This is a genomic window from Acutalibacter muris (genome assembly GCF_002201475.1).
GTDB lineage: Bacteria > Bacillota > Clostridia > Oscillospirales > Acutalibacteraceae > Acutalibacter > Acutalibacter muris.
Genome location: NZ_CP021422.1, coordinates 1,866,569 through 1,879,322, shown reverse-complemented (window position 1 = coordinate 1,879,322; position 12,754 = coordinate 1,866,569). Strand labels below are relative to the sequence as shown.

17 protein-coding genes and 1 pseudogene are annotated in these 12,754 nt (G+C 51.1%); 12 read left to right on the top strand and 6 right to left on the bottom strand.

The window, feature by feature from the left end; translation table 11 throughout:
* Nucleotides 1-3: 3 nt before the first annotated feature.
* Entirely contained in the window at nt 4-768 is a 765-nt protein-coding gene (locus ADH66_RS09540) for a LytR/AlgR family response regulator transcription factor (protein ID WP_066541374.1), read from the top strand.
* 83 nt (nt 769-851) lie between these two features.
* On the opposite strand, the gene ADH66_RS09535 is transcribed toward ADH66_RS09540, so the two are convergent.
* The gene (locus ADH66_RS09535; protein ID WP_066541375.1) at nt 852-1,823 is read right to left on the bottom strand and encodes a DUF6076 domain-containing protein; all 972 of its coding nucleotides are present in this window, start codon (nt 1,821-1,823) and stop codon (nt 852-854) included.
* 162 nt (nt 1,824-1,985) lie between these two features.
* Between ADH66_RS09535 and ADH66_RS09530 the strand changes: the two genes are divergently transcribed.
* The 5 genes from ADH66_RS09530 (at nt 1,986) to ADH66_RS09510 (ending at nt 5,919) form a co-directional block, all read left to right on the top strand.
* Nucleotides 1,986-2,198 carry a helix-turn-helix domain-containing protein gene (locus tag ADH66_RS09530; RefSeq protein WP_066541376.1) on the top strand — a complete coding sequence of 71 codons (213 nt, stop codon included), beginning with the start codon at nt 1,986-1,988 and terminating at the stop codon, nt 2,196-2,198.
* Entirely contained in the window at nt 2,195-2,557 is a 363-nt protein-coding gene (locus ADH66_RS09525) for a helix-turn-helix domain-containing protein (protein WP_066541377.1), read from the top strand. The genes ADH66_RS09530 and ADH66_RS09525 overlap by 4 nt, the downstream gene beginning before the upstream one ends.
* Nucleotides 2,558-2,923: 366 nt before the next feature.
* Complete coding sequence (locus ADH66_RS09520) at nt 2,924-3,286, top strand: hypothetical protein (protein WP_066541324.1); 363 nt, start codon at nt 2,924-2,926, stop codon at nt 3,284-3,286.
* A 2-nt stretch (nt 3,287-3,288) separates the two neighbouring features.
* The gene (gene mobP3 / locus ADH66_RS09515) at nt 3,289-4,638 is read left to right on the top strand and encodes a MobP3 family relaxase (protein WP_066541326.1); all 1,350 of its coding nucleotides are present in this window, start codon (nt 3,289-3,291) and stop codon (nt 4,636-4,638) included.
* A 129-nt stretch (nt 4,639-4,767) separates the two neighbouring features.
* The gene (locus ADH66_RS09510; RefSeq protein ID WP_066541378.1) at nt 4,768-5,919 is read left to right on the top strand and encodes a tyrosine-type recombinase/integrase; all 1,152 of its coding nucleotides are present in this window, start codon (nt 4,768-4,770) and stop codon (nt 5,917-5,919) included.
* 281 nt (nt 5,920-6,200) lie between these two features.
* Here the strand turns inward: ADH66_RS09510 and ADH66_RS09505 are convergent.
* From ADH66_RS09505 to ADH66_RS09495, 4 genes and pseudogenes are all read right to left on the bottom strand, one after another.
* A pseudogene (locus ADH66_RS09505) lies at nt 6,201-6,449 on the bottom strand (nucleotidyltransferase domain-containing protein); the annotation flags it as partial.
* Nucleotides 6,450-6,477: 28 nt separating this feature from the next.
* On the bottom strand, nt 6,478-6,621 hold the full coding sequence (locus ADH66_RS21725; RefSeq protein WP_201448100.1) for a HEPN domain-containing protein: 144 nt from the start codon (nt 6,619-6,621) through the stop codon (nt 6,478-6,480).
* Between the two features lie 82 nt (nt 6,622-6,703).
* Nucleotides 6,704-6,874, bottom strand: a complete 171-nt coding sequence (locus tag ADH66_RS21285; RefSeq protein WP_201448075.1) for a HEPN domain-containing protein — start codon at nt 6,872-6,874, stop codon at nt 6,704-6,706.
* Nucleotides 6,875-6,999: 125 nt separating this feature from the next.
* Nucleotides 7,000-7,371 (bottom strand): PadR family transcriptional regulator, encoded by a 372-nt coding sequence (locus ADH66_RS09495; RefSeq protein ID WP_084384566.1) that lies wholly within the window; start codon nt 7,369-7,371, stop codon nt 7,000-7,002.
* A 142-nt stretch (nt 7,372-7,513) separates the two neighbouring features.
* Here ADH66_RS09495 and ADH66_RS09490 point away from each other — a divergent pair, with 142 nt between their 5' ends.
* From ADH66_RS09490 to ADH66_RS09475, 4 genes are read left to right on the top strand one after another with little or no spacing between them, the layout of a single operon-like run.
* Complete coding sequence (locus tag ADH66_RS09490) at nt 7,514-8,677, top strand: hypothetical protein (RefSeq protein ID WP_066541382.1); 1,164 nt, start codon at nt 7,514-7,516, stop codon at nt 8,675-8,677.
* Nucleotides 8,674-9,450: a hypothetical protein gene (locus ADH66_RS09485; protein WP_066541383.1), complete on the top strand. Its 777-nt coding sequence runs from the start codon at nt 8,674-8,676 to the stop codon at nt 9,448-9,450. The genes ADH66_RS09490 and ADH66_RS09485 overlap by 4 nt, the downstream gene beginning before the upstream one ends.
* Entirely contained in the window at nt 9,443-10,306 is an 864-nt protein-coding gene (locus ADH66_RS09480) for a hypothetical protein (RefSeq protein WP_066541385.1), read from the top strand. Before ADH66_RS09485 ends, ADH66_RS09480 begins: the two co-directional genes overlap by 8 nt.
* Nucleotides 10,307-10,316: 10 nt before the next feature.
* Complete coding sequence (locus ADH66_RS09475; protein WP_066541390.1) at nt 10,317-10,973, top strand: ABC transporter ATP-binding protein; 657 nt, start codon at nt 10,317-10,319, stop codon at nt 10,971-10,973.
* Between the two features lie 34 nt (nt 10,974-11,007).
* On the opposite strand, the gene ADH66_RS09470 is transcribed toward ADH66_RS09475, so the two are convergent.
* Nucleotides 11,008-11,979 carry a DUF6076 domain-containing protein gene (locus ADH66_RS09470; RefSeq protein WP_066541392.1) on the bottom strand — a complete coding sequence of 324 codons (972 nt, stop codon included), beginning with the start codon at nt 11,977-11,979 and terminating at the stop codon, nt 11,008-11,010.
* A 162-nt stretch (nt 11,980-12,141) separates the two neighbouring features.
* Between ADH66_RS09470 and ADH66_RS09465 the strand changes: the two genes are divergently transcribed.
* Both ADH66_RS09465 and ADH66_RS09460 read left to right on the top strand, forming a co-directional pair.
* Entirely contained in the window at nt 12,142-12,354 is a 213-nt protein-coding gene (locus tag ADH66_RS09465) for a helix-turn-helix domain-containing protein (RefSeq protein WP_066541394.1), read from the top strand.
* Nucleotides 12,351-12,713, top strand: coding sequence for a helix-turn-helix domain-containing protein (locus tag ADH66_RS09460; RefSeq protein ID WP_066541396.1), 363 nt, complete (start codon nt 12,351-12,353; stop codon nt 12,711-12,713). Before ADH66_RS09465 ends, ADH66_RS09460 begins: the two co-directional genes overlap by 4 nt.
* Nucleotides 12,714-12,754: the final 41 nt, after the last annotated feature.

Here is a 12,754-nt window from a genome sequence, read left to right as displayed (position 1 = left end):
GCGATGGAGATGAAAGCTCTGCTGGTGGACAGCAACCAGCGTCTGTTGGGTGAGCTGACCGTTATGCTGCACGCGTTCCAGTGCTTCCGGGTGGTAGGGACGGCGCGGACATCAACGGAGGCCGTTGAATATGTCCAGTTCAATGATGTGGACGTGGTATTTGCCAGCCACCAGCCCGCTGACCCCCGCACTACCAGCGTGGGGGAGCATTTGTCCGCCGTTTTTGGGCAGAGCCATCCACATATCCAGGTGGTGGTCTATTCCGACTCGGAGGAGTGGGCTTTCAACGCTTTCCGCTGTCAGTGCGCCGGGTACCTGCTGACGCCTTTTGACCCCCTGGCGCTCCAATCGCTGGTCAACAGGCTGAGCTATGTGTTCGACCTGCAGCAGGCCAAGCGGGAGGTGGCGAATCGCAGTATCATGATCAAAACCCGAAACGGGTATCAGCTCACCCGCCTCAGTGATATTCTCTTCATCGAACGGAACAACCGCAAAAACAGCATCGTTACTACTGATGGGCAGGAAATAGCGCTGCTGGGATACACCATGAACCAGCTGGAAGAAATGCTGGAGGGCTGCGGGTTTTACCGCTGCTATCAGTCTTTCATCGTCAACCTCTCCCAGGTGGCGGCTGTCCGGGCGGACAATGAGGCGAAAAATTATACCATTCGTTTCAAAGGCTATGAGGGAGAGATTCTGCTCAGCCGGGAAAAATACGCGGAGCTGGTAACCCTTCTGAAGGGGCGGTACGCGAAGATCAATATCTGACGCCACGTCATAAATGTGGCACGAAAAGGGCTGTACGCCGGTTTTGAAGTGATTTTTGCGCCGCTAAACAAAGAAAAAGTGTTTTACGATTCCGCCATCCACTTCTTAAATTCCTCAAAAGACATTTTACCCGTAGCGCACTCGTCCCGTTTACCCTTAGCCGTTGCACTCCAAGCGTAGAACGCACCGGGACTGATCCTCCCCGCCTTGATCCAGTTGAAACGTTTCTTGTACTCCCGACGGTACTCCTTGAACAGCTCGTCTGAATTTTTCTTCTCCGCCCAGCGCTTTACCGCGCCGACTTCTCTGCAAGTATGTCCATTCTCGTCAACCGTCAGATTGCAAAACTCCGCCGTGTTGCGCCGGGGAATAGCAAAATACTTGCCACAGTATGAGCAGATACGCATACGCTGTTCCCGCTTGACGCACTCACGAATGGAAAACTCAACGAGGTCAGATAGGGAGGTTGGGTGCAACATCTCGGCGAAACTGCCGTTGTTGGTTCGCTCATAGGTGGTAGAGATTGGTCTGAACTGGTAGGCGTAGAGCGGTTCTTTTTTCTCTTTGTCCAGATACGCTTGCAACTTTTCACGAACAGGTTTCTTTTTCCCGTCATCGATATCCAGCACATCTTCAAACAACCGCATAACTTGTTTTTGCAGAGTGTCCAGGTCGCTGGGAATGTGCCTTAACTGCTTATGCGGTAGATGTTTATACACATCCTCGTCCGGGTGATGATCCATATATCGGAAACGCGCCTGCCAGTCGAGACGTAGAAACTCGAAATAGATGTGTTTCTTTGCAAGCGCCTCCAGAATGCCCATCACAGCAGCCTGCGAATCAAAGTTGTGTTCCCGATAGAAATTTAGCAGGGCCTTGTCCATTTGCTTAAACAAATCCTCCATCGGCCAGATATCCAAGTAGGTAAATCGCAAAAGGCTTTCCAGAAATGGGAAGTCTTTTTCTTTTTTGTGCGAGCGCTCGAACGTCAAATCTTTGTAGACAAAGTACTCGCGGCCCTCTTCAAAGTAGGTGTAGAACAGGTAGTCAGCCATTTTGATTGCTCCTTGCTTAGAAAATTAAAAACATTTTTGAAATTGTCCTTGACAAATGAATTATCATGTGTTACCATATGACAGTCGGCAAATCAAACTCTGTTTAAGAATTAGTCTACAACAGCCAAACCAAAAAGTCAAGACATTTTTAGGAGGTGCGGAGTGGTTCAATCAAAGTTCAAAAGCTATGACGAACTGCCACTGTTTCTCAACGCGAAAACAGTGGCAGAAATTTTGGGGATTTCAGTTGCGGGGGCATATGAGTTGCTGCACCAGGAAGACTTTCCTGTGCTGAGAATCGGTTCGCGCCTGGTGGTTCCCAAGGAGAAATTCCTCTCGTGGATTGAGAGTCAGACAGGAGGTAATGAGATATGAATACTTTCTTGAGAGAGTCATGCAGCGGAGCAAAGAATTTCTTTCCTCTGCCTAACGCTATTTTCACTTTAGGATTGTCAGCAGGTGAACTGGCTGTCTACGCCTACCTCATGTATTGCGAGGACAGGAAGTCGCACAAATGCTGGCCAAGCTACAAAACTATTGGCATTGCCGTTGGCATGAGCGAAAATACGGTGAGGAAATATGTGCGGGAGCTTGAGTGCAAGACACTCATACTGACGGAGCCGACAACGTATGAGTGTGCCAGTGGGCAGGTTCGGAATGGCAACTTGGTTTTCACGATTCTTCCCATTTATGGGGCGGTCAAATACCGCAATGAGTGCCAAACAGCGAGGTAAGCGTTTATGGCCCCTGTGAGGGCCGTGTCAGGCGATTTGGGCCGGGGTCGAGGGAAGTGAGTGGCAACCGGCTCAGAACGCCATTCTGGGGCATTTGTGACGATTTGTGAGGGCAGCAGCCACCATATCAAAGCAAGGAGAAATATGCAGGATTGTGGAATAATATCCAGCCAAATAGGACACTGAAAACGGTCAAAAAGACAAGCAGGTTAAAGCGCGGGGTCTACCGCGCAGTTCACATCGTCCGGCAGAGCCGGTCGTTGGGGAAAAATCAGGGATTACCGGCCTCTGAAATCAGGGGTCGGTCGGAAAGGAGCGCTTTTGAGCGAAAAAAAGCAAAAATATGCGTACTGGATGCGGCCATCGATGGTCGCAGAGATAGAGGAAATGCTGGCGGCGGCAAACGCCACCTCGAAAGGGGACTTCGTTTGCAAGGCGATTGAGTTCTACATCGGTTATCTCAGGCAGCAGAAAAACATCAATTACTTGGCTCCGATGTTGGCAGGGGCAATCAAGAGCGAGGTGCGTTCCCTCGGCAGAGATGTGTGCGAAATACTGTTCAAGCTGGCGGTGGAAATTGGAATCAACAGCAATATCACGGCGGCGGTCAATGATATTTCCGATGAATCTCTGGACACGGTGCGGCTCAATGTTGCCCAGGAAGTAGCGCGGACAAATGGGATTCTGACCTTTGAGGATGCCGATGAGTGGCAGAACGGGGGCGACTGATTATGGCAAAAATAATTGTTACCAGCAGGTATATGCGGAACTCTCCGAAACGCTCGGCGACAAATCTTGTGAAATATATGGGTACTCGTGAGGGGGTGGAAAAGGTAGCTGAGGGCATTGACAACGCTCCTGCCACTGTTCGTCAGCAACGATTAGTGCAGGACATACTCAAGTTTGACTCGTCTGCCAAGGACTATGGTGAGTACCATGACTACGAGAGTTCTCCCACCAGGAGCAACACAAGCGAGTTCATCGATGCTTTTATTGAGCGCAACGCTGACCGCATTGGCGAACTGGACAAGCTGGTCAGCTATATGGCAGAGTGCCATGGGGTGGAAAAGCTTGGAAGTCATGGCCTTTTTAGTCAGACCGATGACAAAATAGATTTGGATTCGGTCGCCGAGGAAGTGGGCCAGCACAAGGGCATCATCTGGACACACGTCATCAGCTTACACCGTGAGGATGCGGAGCGGTTGGGCTATAACAGGGCCGAGGCATGGCGTGAATTGGTGCGGCGCAATGTCACCGAGTTGGCCGAGGCTCAGAAAATCGACATCAGTAACCTGCAGTGGTATGGAGCATTTCACAATACCACACACCACCCACATATGCACTTGCTGGTCTATTCCAGGGACGCTAAACAGGGTTGGCTGACGAAAAAGGGGATAGATTCGCTGCGGAGTGCGCTGGGCAACGACATCTTCCGGTTGGAGCAGTACAAGCTATTCTCGATGGAAACAGACCTCCGCGACCGGTTGAAGAAGGAGAGCCGGGAGGAAATAGAAAAGCTGCTTACGAAAATCCGCGACTCATGTGCGCCCACTTCTGAAGTGGAGATGTTGTTTCTGAAACTGGCTTCACAGCTAAAGACCTGCAAAGGGCGAAAGCAGTATGGTTATCTGCCGAAGGATGTTAAGGATACTGTCAACAAAATTGTAGCTGAGCTTGCAAAAGACGAGGGCATTGCAAGGCTGAACTCAGAATGGAATAAGGTCAACCGAGAAAAATTATCACTATATTTTGAGAAGAAGGGGCTGGATATTTCGCTGGAGGATAACCCTGAGTTTCGCAGTATTAAGAATGTAATCGTCAGGAGTGCGGCGCTGGCTATGAGGATAATGGAGGCAGAACCCACGCACAGTTACGACGTAGGGTCAGCAATGAGGTCGGTGGTCAACGCGATGTGTAAGATAATCTCAAATAGTTATGAGAAAAAACTGTCCCGGCTGAATACTCAGATTGACAGCAAGCTTAGGAGTGAAATCGAGCAGAAGAAGGCGGCGCATGGGCTGAAAACTGAGCGTGGTGTTCAGCCGGATATAGATGATGAGAGTTATTCAATGAGGATGTAGGCCCTCAAAATTTGCGTTGCATAAACAAAGAAAAGGGTTTTGGGCGAAACCAGAAAAAGTAAGAAAAATGTCAGTGGACATACGCGGGGGCTATGTGGTAGTGTTGGTAGTCAGAAAGGAGGCCAAGATATGGCAAAACGCAGAGCAAATGGTGAGGGTAACATACGCAAGCGCAAGGACGGTCGCTGGGAGGGGCGCTATACGGCTGGCCGCGACCCTGAGTCCGGCAAGGTGATTTACAAGAATGTGCTCGGCAAGACCCAGGCGGAAGTCAAGGAAAAACTTGCCAGGGCCATCGAGAATAGCAAAGGCTTGGACGTGGTCAAGGCCGGTCAATACACGGTAGGGCAGTGGATGGACGTATGGTTTGAGAACTACGCTAAAATCAAGGTGCGACCGTCCTCGCACAAAACATACAAAGGTTATATTGAAAATCACATTAAGCCGAACATCGGCAGAATACCTCTCAGTAAGCTGACCACGCTGGAAGTCCAAGCCCTTTACAGAAAACTGCTTACCAGTGGTAGGGTAGAGCGTACTGAGTCCAAACAGCAGTCCAAAGGGCTAAGTGCGAAAACAGTCCACAATATTAATCAGGTGATTTCGTCAGCAATGGCACTTGCTATGAGCCAGAAACTTATCTCAAGCAATCCGACGGATGGCTGTGCCCTGCCAAAAGTAGAGCACCAAGAGATGAAAACGCTGGCCGCTGACCAATTAGCGGCCTTCTTCCTAGAAGCCAAGAACAGCGGCGTGTTCGAGATGTACTACCTGGAACTGGCAACAGGGTTACGTCGGGGCGAACTGTTGGGCTTGAAGTGGGATGACATCGACCTGGACACAGGTGTTATCCAAGTAAAACGACAGGTGGCCAGAATCGACGGAGAGGTGGTTGAGGCTCCGCTGAAGACAAAAAATTCCTACCGCACGCTGTCCATTGGGGCAGACGCGGTAGAAATCCTCAAAGAGCAGAGGGATAAAGTATCTGGTGGGTATGTGTTTCCCTCGCCAAACGGCGGCCCGATCTCGCCGGACAGCGTCCTGCATATGCTACATCGGGTGCTTGAGAGGGCGGGGCTACCCAAGATACGGTTCCACGATCTCCGTCACACGTTTTCGACCCTGGCACTCCAAAATGGAGTAGATATCAAAACGGTGTCGGGTATGCTTGGTCACTACAGCGCCGGATTCACCCTGGACACCTACGCCCACGTCACCACCGCCGCGCAAAAAGAAGCAGCCAAGACGATGGGCAACCTCCTGGGGAGTAGTATCCGATAGTTTCTGGTCCTATCCCCGTATGGGTCAGCGAATGGGTCAGGCAAGGGAAAATAAGGGAAAAAGCAAAATGAAATCCCCGGAAACCTTAGAGTTTCCGGGGAAAAGTGGTTGCGGGGGCAGGATTTGAACCTGCGACCTTCGGGTTATGAGCTGTGGTGAGCGGATTTTTTCAGCGGCTTCCGGGCATTTCCGGCCCTTTTCGCTCGATTTTTCAGCCAAAACCCGAAGGTTAAGACCTATCCAGTCCACTGAGTTTTTTCGATTCTGGGTCAGCTTATGGGTCAGACAGCGATCCCGGTTTCACGGACAGTGTGGAGAAAGCCGCTGTCAGAATCGGCAGCAGTCAAAAGGACAGGCTCGATATCCGTATTGATTTTTCTGGAAAGCCTCCATAATAGAGCGACACTGTCCAAATAGTCGCCTGGAATATCATCAACAATAACGGCAATATCAATATCGCTGCTTTCTGTGGAAGTCCCCTTTACCTGAGAGCCATAAAGGATAATTGACCGGGTGTCCAACTCCTTCCGGACAACAGCGGCATATTTTTTGCCAAGTTTAACACTTCGTTTTTATCCATGTCAATAATTTCTCCGCTTTGCGAATTAAATCTTCACAGCGTGATTCAGTTAGGGAACGCAAGAGCTTTTCTTTGTTGAGAGGGTATCTGGCTTCGATATTCAGCGGATTAAGAACGTCCAGGAGGAAAAGCTAACTTTCATTGATCTCAGCTGCAATTCCCGATAGATTGGCAAGGTGTACCAAGCTGTGAATATAAGGCAGTTCACTGTTTGGCTGTCGTTGAACGAAAACTGCTTTTAACCCCTTTATCAATGGTCTGATGGCACATGAATCCAACGTAGAGAAATCGCTTTGTTTCAAGCATAGCTTTGGCGGTCTGCAAGTCGTAATCCGCACAGTCCAGCCAGTATGCGGGTTTTGCAAATTCATCCATTGCATAATCCTCACAAAATATCAGTTTACAGTTTATAGTATACCACAAAGTATATGAAAAAGAAAGGGCAAAGTTCCTGTGCAAAATTTGCGCCACATAACAAAGAAAAGCCCTTTCCCAACCATTCAAGGCTGCCCGAACTCCAAAAACCTTCTAACTCCTAATGTTACCCGCTCATACTCCTCTTTCAGTTTCTGCTTATACTCCCCGACGGTTTCCTCCAAATGATAATAAATCCTCGACCGTTCCCGGGCGGCTTCCGCGTCGGAATAATACATCGACACATACCCATGCTCATTCAGCCGCTTGAGCGCCAGATACAGCGTAGTGATGTTCAACTCCAAGAGCCCCTCGCTGCGCTTTCTTATTTCCTGCACCATCTCATAGCCGTACATATCCCGCTCCTCCAGAAGCCGGATGCACAATAGCTCCAGCGGTATCTTCTTGGTTATCTCCGCGCTTCTCATGGGCCGCCTCCGTTCTATCAATACGTTCATTTTAACACATTTCCACCGGCAAAGTAAATAGGGGCGGGCAAAAAATATTACCCGTCCTTATATTTCTATTCTTGACATATAATAGTGAATGAAATATAATAAAAACACAACGGTCCGGTCTGGGCCAGGATTGAGGTGCTTTATGAAACGACGCTACGGTTTTATTTTACTTGTGTTATGCACACTGCTGCTCTTTTCCGGCTGCGGTTCCGGCAAGGAAACTGTCGAGCTGCCCCAAACTCTGCAAATCATGGCGGAGCTGCCGGAGGACTACCCGCAGGAGGTGACCGCCTATAACCTTAGCTGGTACGAAACGGACGAGAATACGGCCATCGACACCTTCATGCACACAGATCCCCAGGAACGGGAGGAGCAGGCTACCGGGCCGATATTCAGGACGTATACTGAGGACTTTTCAGAGCATCTTCATATCTATGAGGGGGTCGTGCATGGAGGCATGGACTACAGCTACTACTCTCCAGGCGGCGCGGATTTCGATAGTGTGGCAGATACAAATGAAGAACGCTACACATTGATGTACTATCTGCGCCGCCAGCAGCCATGGGAGTGCATAAATGCTGACCTGACCCCAAGGGAAAGGGGCAACGGCAGCATGGGCGAGGCCGGTCAGGAAGACCTGGATTTCATGTCATACGACGATGCTTTGAGAGAGCTGGAGGACAGGCTGTCCGCCTGCTCTGTCCCCGGCCATGCGCTGATCCGGGGCGAGGCCCACACCGCCGGGCTTCTGAATAAGAACCTGGATATTTACAACCGTCACGCCACCGAATGGAGCAGCGATACAATATCCAAGAGTTTCACAGAGGACGACGAGTACTACTACTTCGAGTTCCGGGAGATATTGGACGATATCCCCTTCTGCAACGGACAATGGGCGGAGTCCACTTTTGGCGAGAGCAGGGGCGGCAGTCTTCCCAGCATCCACGCCATTTACAATAAAGACGGCCTCATAGAATTTCACGCCGGAAGTATGGTAGAGTCCGGCGAAGCCATCTCCACCGAGCCGATTATCCCGCCGGAGCAGGCGCTAAAGGCGTACGTGGACGAGTATAGCAAGGCCATCCACTTTGAGGACAGCGAAATAATCGGCTTAGAGCTGAATTACGTGATAGCCGCCGACAGCAAGGGGCTCTACGCCCGCCCCGCATGGGTGATCACCACCGCCATTGAGAAGAAGGCCGGGCAGGGGGACAGTACTGTGGATTTCGACTATACGGATTATGAAGTTACTGCCGTAAGCGCCTACAGCGGCGTAATTTTGGAAAGGGAGACGGATATGAGATGAAATTTCTGCTGGCCTTTCGTGTACAGCTCCGTCAGGCGCTATCCTGGCCCGTGGCCCTCTGTGGACTGCTCACGGCCGTGTTGATGGAACTGAGTGTGGCGGGGCTGATAGCCGATCATATTTCTGGGAGGACTCCCTACACCAGCGTGTGGTACCTGATAAATTCTACCGGCACCAATCTGCTGACCTTATTCGTGTTGCCAACCCTGCCCTTTGCCATGAGCCTTGCCCGGGACTGGGACAGCCGCGCCCTGCCCTACTGGACGGTGCGGGCAGGCATAGCCCGGTACACCGTTTCGAAACTGCTGGCAAGTTCTCTTGCAGGCTTTCTGACAATGGCTCTGGGGCTGACGTTGTTCGTACTGGCCAACGGCACGTTTCTGCCCTGGTTTGCCTCCTGCACGAGTGTGGACTATGAGGCGGTGTTTGAATCCGGCCATATTTTCCTGGGGTGGGCCTGTTATATTCTGCATATGTCCCTGTCCGGGGCGCTGATCGGCGCGCTGGGGATGTTCATGAGTATCCTTGTGTCAAACCAGTTTGTGGCTATCTCCGCGCCCCTTGCCATACACCTGACGGTTCTGCGGGTGATGCCAACCCACTTGATTTCGCCCATATCCATCTGGCACCCGGTGAACTGGGTGGAAAGCATCCACTATACCGCCGTGCCAGGGCTGACATTACATGGAAAGTTTTTACTTACCGCTGGATTTTGTGGGCTCATGTGTGGTTTGGGGTGTGTCTGCATGAAAAGGAGGATGGAGCATGGCTGAGATACGGAAATCCCTGCGCTGCTGCGGCATCCTCCTGCGGCGGGATCTGGGCGGCCCCAAAATGTGGCTGATTGTAGTGATGATGGTGGTGTTTAGTTTTTACAACTACGCCCCGCTCTGCACCATTGCCGACTTCTATAAAGTGCCGGTGGCCCCCTGGGCGTACCCCTTTTTCCTGTCATTTCCCACCATGCAGGTGGTGAACAACGGCCTGTGCCTGCTGTTGTTCTCCGACACAGGTGAAACGGATGGCTATGCGGAGCTGATGGTAGCCAGGAGCGGGCACAGAGCCTATATGACCGGGCAGCTGCTGTGCGTGATTTGCATGGCGTTTTTGTATGCCGCAGCGCTCTGGGCGCTGTCCATCTTGTTCACCCTGCCGGAAATTGGCTGGGACGCGGATTGGGGCGTGCTGCTGCACACCCTGGCAGAGTCCTCCGGGCAAGTGCAGGGACAGACCGGAGTGAACCTGTCCATCATTGTTTCTCCGGAGGTGTTGGCAATATTCACGCCTATAGAAACAACTTTAATCTGCCTTGTTTGTATAGGACTTTCGGCGGCGTTTATGGGAGTGCTTATCTGCTTTTTCAGAGTGTTCGTCAGCCGCCAGGCGGGGATATTTGCGTCTGGGGTTCTGACGGCAATGGCGTTGTTCGCAAACTCCCTGGGGGTGTTTACCTTTGGGAAGTGGCTGCAATTTGTTTCGCCGCTGAGCTGGTCGGGCCTGCTGGGGATAGACTGGTACCACAGCGGTTTTGCGCCCGGGCCGGAGTATGTGTTCACGGTCTGGACAGGGGGAATTGTTGTGATGTCATTTGCAGCAGTCTGGAAATTCGGCAGGCGTGATTTGGAGTAGGGAGGACAAAATGGACAACATCATCGAAGTGAAGAACGTGTCGAAAAATTTTCGGGAGACAAGAGCGCTGGATAATATCAGCCTCGACTTTGAGCGCGGAAAAATCCACGGCATCATCGGCAGAAACGGTTCCGGCAAAACCGTGCTCATGAAGTGCATCTGCGGGTTTATGACTCCTACCTCCGGCGAAGTCTTGGTGAATGGGGAGAAGGTTAGGCCGTCGAAAGCCCAGGAGAATATCGGCCTTATCATCGAAACGCCCGGATTTATCGGCGGCAAAAGCGGGCTGAAAAATCTCTTGTACCTGCTTGCCATGGGTGGTAAGAAGGACGTGGCCACAGCACGGAACGCCATGCGCGCGGTAGGCTTGGACCCGGAGAATAAGAAACCGGTGCGAAAGTATTCCCTTGGTATGCGCCAGCGGCTGGGGATAGCCCAGGCCATCATGGAGGACCCGGAGCTGCTAATTTTGGACGAGCCCATGAACGGCTTGGATAATCAAGGGGTGGAAGACATGCGCGGGCTGTTTGCGGAACTGCGAGAGCGGGGAAAAACTATCCTGCTGGCCAGCCATAGCAATGAGGATATCCGGGCCCTTTGCGATACGGTGTGCGAGCTGGATCACGGGCGGGTGATGGCAAGGATTGGGGAGGAGATTGAGGGTTAACGCAAAGGCTGTGCCGCATAACAAAGAAAAGACTTTATGACTCAGCCATCCACTTCTTGAACTCCTCAAAAGACATCTTGCCAGCAGCACACTCATCGCGCTTGCCCTTGGCAGTGGCGCTCCAAGCGTAGAACGTGCCGGGGCTGATTTTCCCGGCCTTAATCCAGTTGAAACGTTTCTTGTACTCTCGGCGGTACTCCTTGAACAGCTCATCCGAGTTTTTCTTCTCTGCCCAGCGCTTCCGCGCACCGACTTCCCGGCAGGTGTAACCGTTTTCATCTACGGTTAGGTTGCAAAATTCCGCCGTGTTACGCCGGGGGATTGCGAAATACTTTCCACAGTAGGAGCAGATGCGCATACGCTGTTCGCGCTTGACGCACTCGCGGAGGGAAAACTCGACCAAGTCATAGATGGAGGTTGGGTGCAAAACTTCTGCAAAGGTTCCCTCGCCAGTTTGCTCATAAGTGGTGGAAATAGGCTGAAACTTGTAAGCATAAAGCGGTTGGTTTTTCTCCCTTTGGAGATAAGCTTTCAGCTTTTCCTGCACGGGTTTCTTCTTGCCGTCGTCAATATCCAGCACATCCTCAAACAGACGCATGATTTGTTTTTGGAGCGTGTCGATGTCACTAGGGATGTGCCGCAACTGCTTGTGGGGCAGGTGTTTCTGAATATCCTTGTCAGGGTGCCGCTCAATATAGCGGAACCGCGACTGCCAGTCAAGGCGCAGAAACTCGAAGTAGATGTGCTCCTTCGCCAGCTTTTTCAACGTGCTCATCACAACGGCCTGAGAATCGAAGTCGGATTTCTGATAAAAGTTCAGCAGAGCGGCATCCATTTTCTTAAACAGATCCTCCATCGGCCAGATGTCCAGATAGGTGAAACGCAAGAGGCTTTCCAGAAATGGGAAGTCTTTTTCTATTGTCCTTGGGCGTTCTACCGTCAGATCTTTGTAGACGAAATACTCCCAGCCCTCCGCAAAGTAAGTGTAGAACTCATAAGCCGCCATGTTAACCGTTCTCCTTCACAAATTAAAAATATTTTTGAAATTGTCCTTGACAAATGAATAGCCGTATGTTACCATAAGACAGTCGAGCAAACTAAACTATCTTTAAGAGTAAGTCTACAACAGACGAACGGAAAAGTCAAGACATTTTTTAGGAGGTGCCAAGTGGTTCAATCCAAGTTCAAGAGTTATGACGAGCTGCCACTGTTTCTCAATGCGAAAACAGTGGCAGAGGTTTTGGGGATTTCTGTGGCAGGAGCCTACGAATTGTTGCATCAGGAGGACTTCCCAGTGCTGAGAATCGGTTCGCGCTTGGTGGTTCCCAAAGAAAAATTCCTCGCCTGGGTTGAGGAACAGACAGGAGGTAATGCAATATGAATAATTTCTTGAGAGCGTCATGCAGCGGAGCAAAGAACTTCTTTCCTCTGCCAAATGCAATTTTCAGTTTGGGATTGTCGGCTGGTGAGCTGGCAGTCTACGCCTATCTCATGTATTGCAAGGACAGGAAGTCGCATCAATGCTGGCCGAGCTACAAGACTATCGGTAGAGCGGTGGGCATGAGTGAGAACACGGTGCGGAAATATGTGCGGGAGCTGGAGTACAAAACGCTCATCCTTACAGAGCCTACAAAGTATGAGAGCGCCGATGGTCGAGTTAGAAATGGCAATTTGATTTTCACGATTCTCCCCATCCAGGGGGCAATCGAGTATCACAACGAGTGCCAGTTATGGAAGTGACCCGTTTGTGGCCCCTGTGAGGGCCGTGTCGGGCGATTTGG

What these genes read in the sequence shown, in the direction of transcription:
- ADH66_RS09460 (WP_066541396.1), top strand. Translation starts at nt 12,351, where the DNA reads ATGAATAATTTCTTGAGAGCGTCATGCAGCGGAGCAAAGAACTTCTTT.
- ADH66_RS09535 (WP_066541375.1), bottom strand. Translation starts at nt 1,823, where the DNA reads ATGGCTGACTACCTGTTCTACACCTACTTTGAAGAGGGCCGCGAGTAC.
- ADH66_RS09520 (WP_066541324.1), top strand. Translation starts at nt 2,924, where the DNA reads ATGGTCGCAGAGATAGAGGAAATGCTGGCGGCGGCAAACGCCACCTCG.
- ADH66_RS09485 (WP_066541383.1), top strand. Translation starts at nt 8,674, where the DNA reads ATGAAATTTCTGCTGGCCTTTCGTGTACAGCTCCGTCAGGCGCTATCC.
- mobP3 (WP_066541326.1), top strand. Translation starts at nt 3,289, where the DNA reads ATGGCAAAAATAATTGTTACCAGCAGGTATATGCGGAACTCTCCGAAA.
- ADH66_RS09475 (WP_066541390.1), top strand. Translation starts at nt 10,317, where the DNA reads ATGGACAACATCATCGAAGTGAAGAACGTGTCGAAAAATTTTCGGGAG.
- ADH66_RS09470 (WP_066541392.1), bottom strand. Translation starts at nt 11,979, where the DNA reads ATGGCGGCTTATGAGTTCTACACTTACTTTGCGGAGGGCTGGGAGTAT.
- ADH66_RS09480 (WP_066541385.1), top strand. Translation starts at nt 9,443, where the DNA reads ATGGCTGAGATACGGAAATCCCTGCGCTGCTGCGGCATCCTCCTGCGG.
- ADH66_RS09540 (WP_066541374.1), top strand. Translation starts at nt 4, where the DNA reads ATGGAGATGAAAGCTCTGCTGGTGGACAGCAACCAGCGTCTGTTGGGT.
- ADH66_RS09495 (WP_084384566.1), bottom strand. Translation starts at nt 7,371, where the DNA reads ATGAACGTATTGATAGAACGGAGGCGGCCCATGAGAAGCGCGGAGATA.
- ADH66_RS09510 (WP_066541378.1), top strand. Translation starts at nt 4,768, where the DNA reads ATGGCAAAACGCAGAGCAAATGGTGAGGGTAACATACGCAAGCGCAAG.
- ADH66_RS09490 (WP_066541382.1), top strand. Translation starts at nt 7,514, where the DNA reads ATGAAACGACGCTACGGTTTTATTTTACTTGTGTTATGCACACTGCTG.
- ADH66_RS09525 (WP_066541377.1), top strand. Translation starts at nt 2,195, where the DNA reads ATGAATACTTTCTTGAGAGAGTCATGCAGCGGAGCAAAGAATTTCTTT.
- ADH66_RS21285 (WP_201448075.1), bottom strand. Translation starts at nt 6,874, where the DNA reads ATGGATGAATTTGCAAAACCCGCATACTGGCTGGACTGTGCGGATTAC.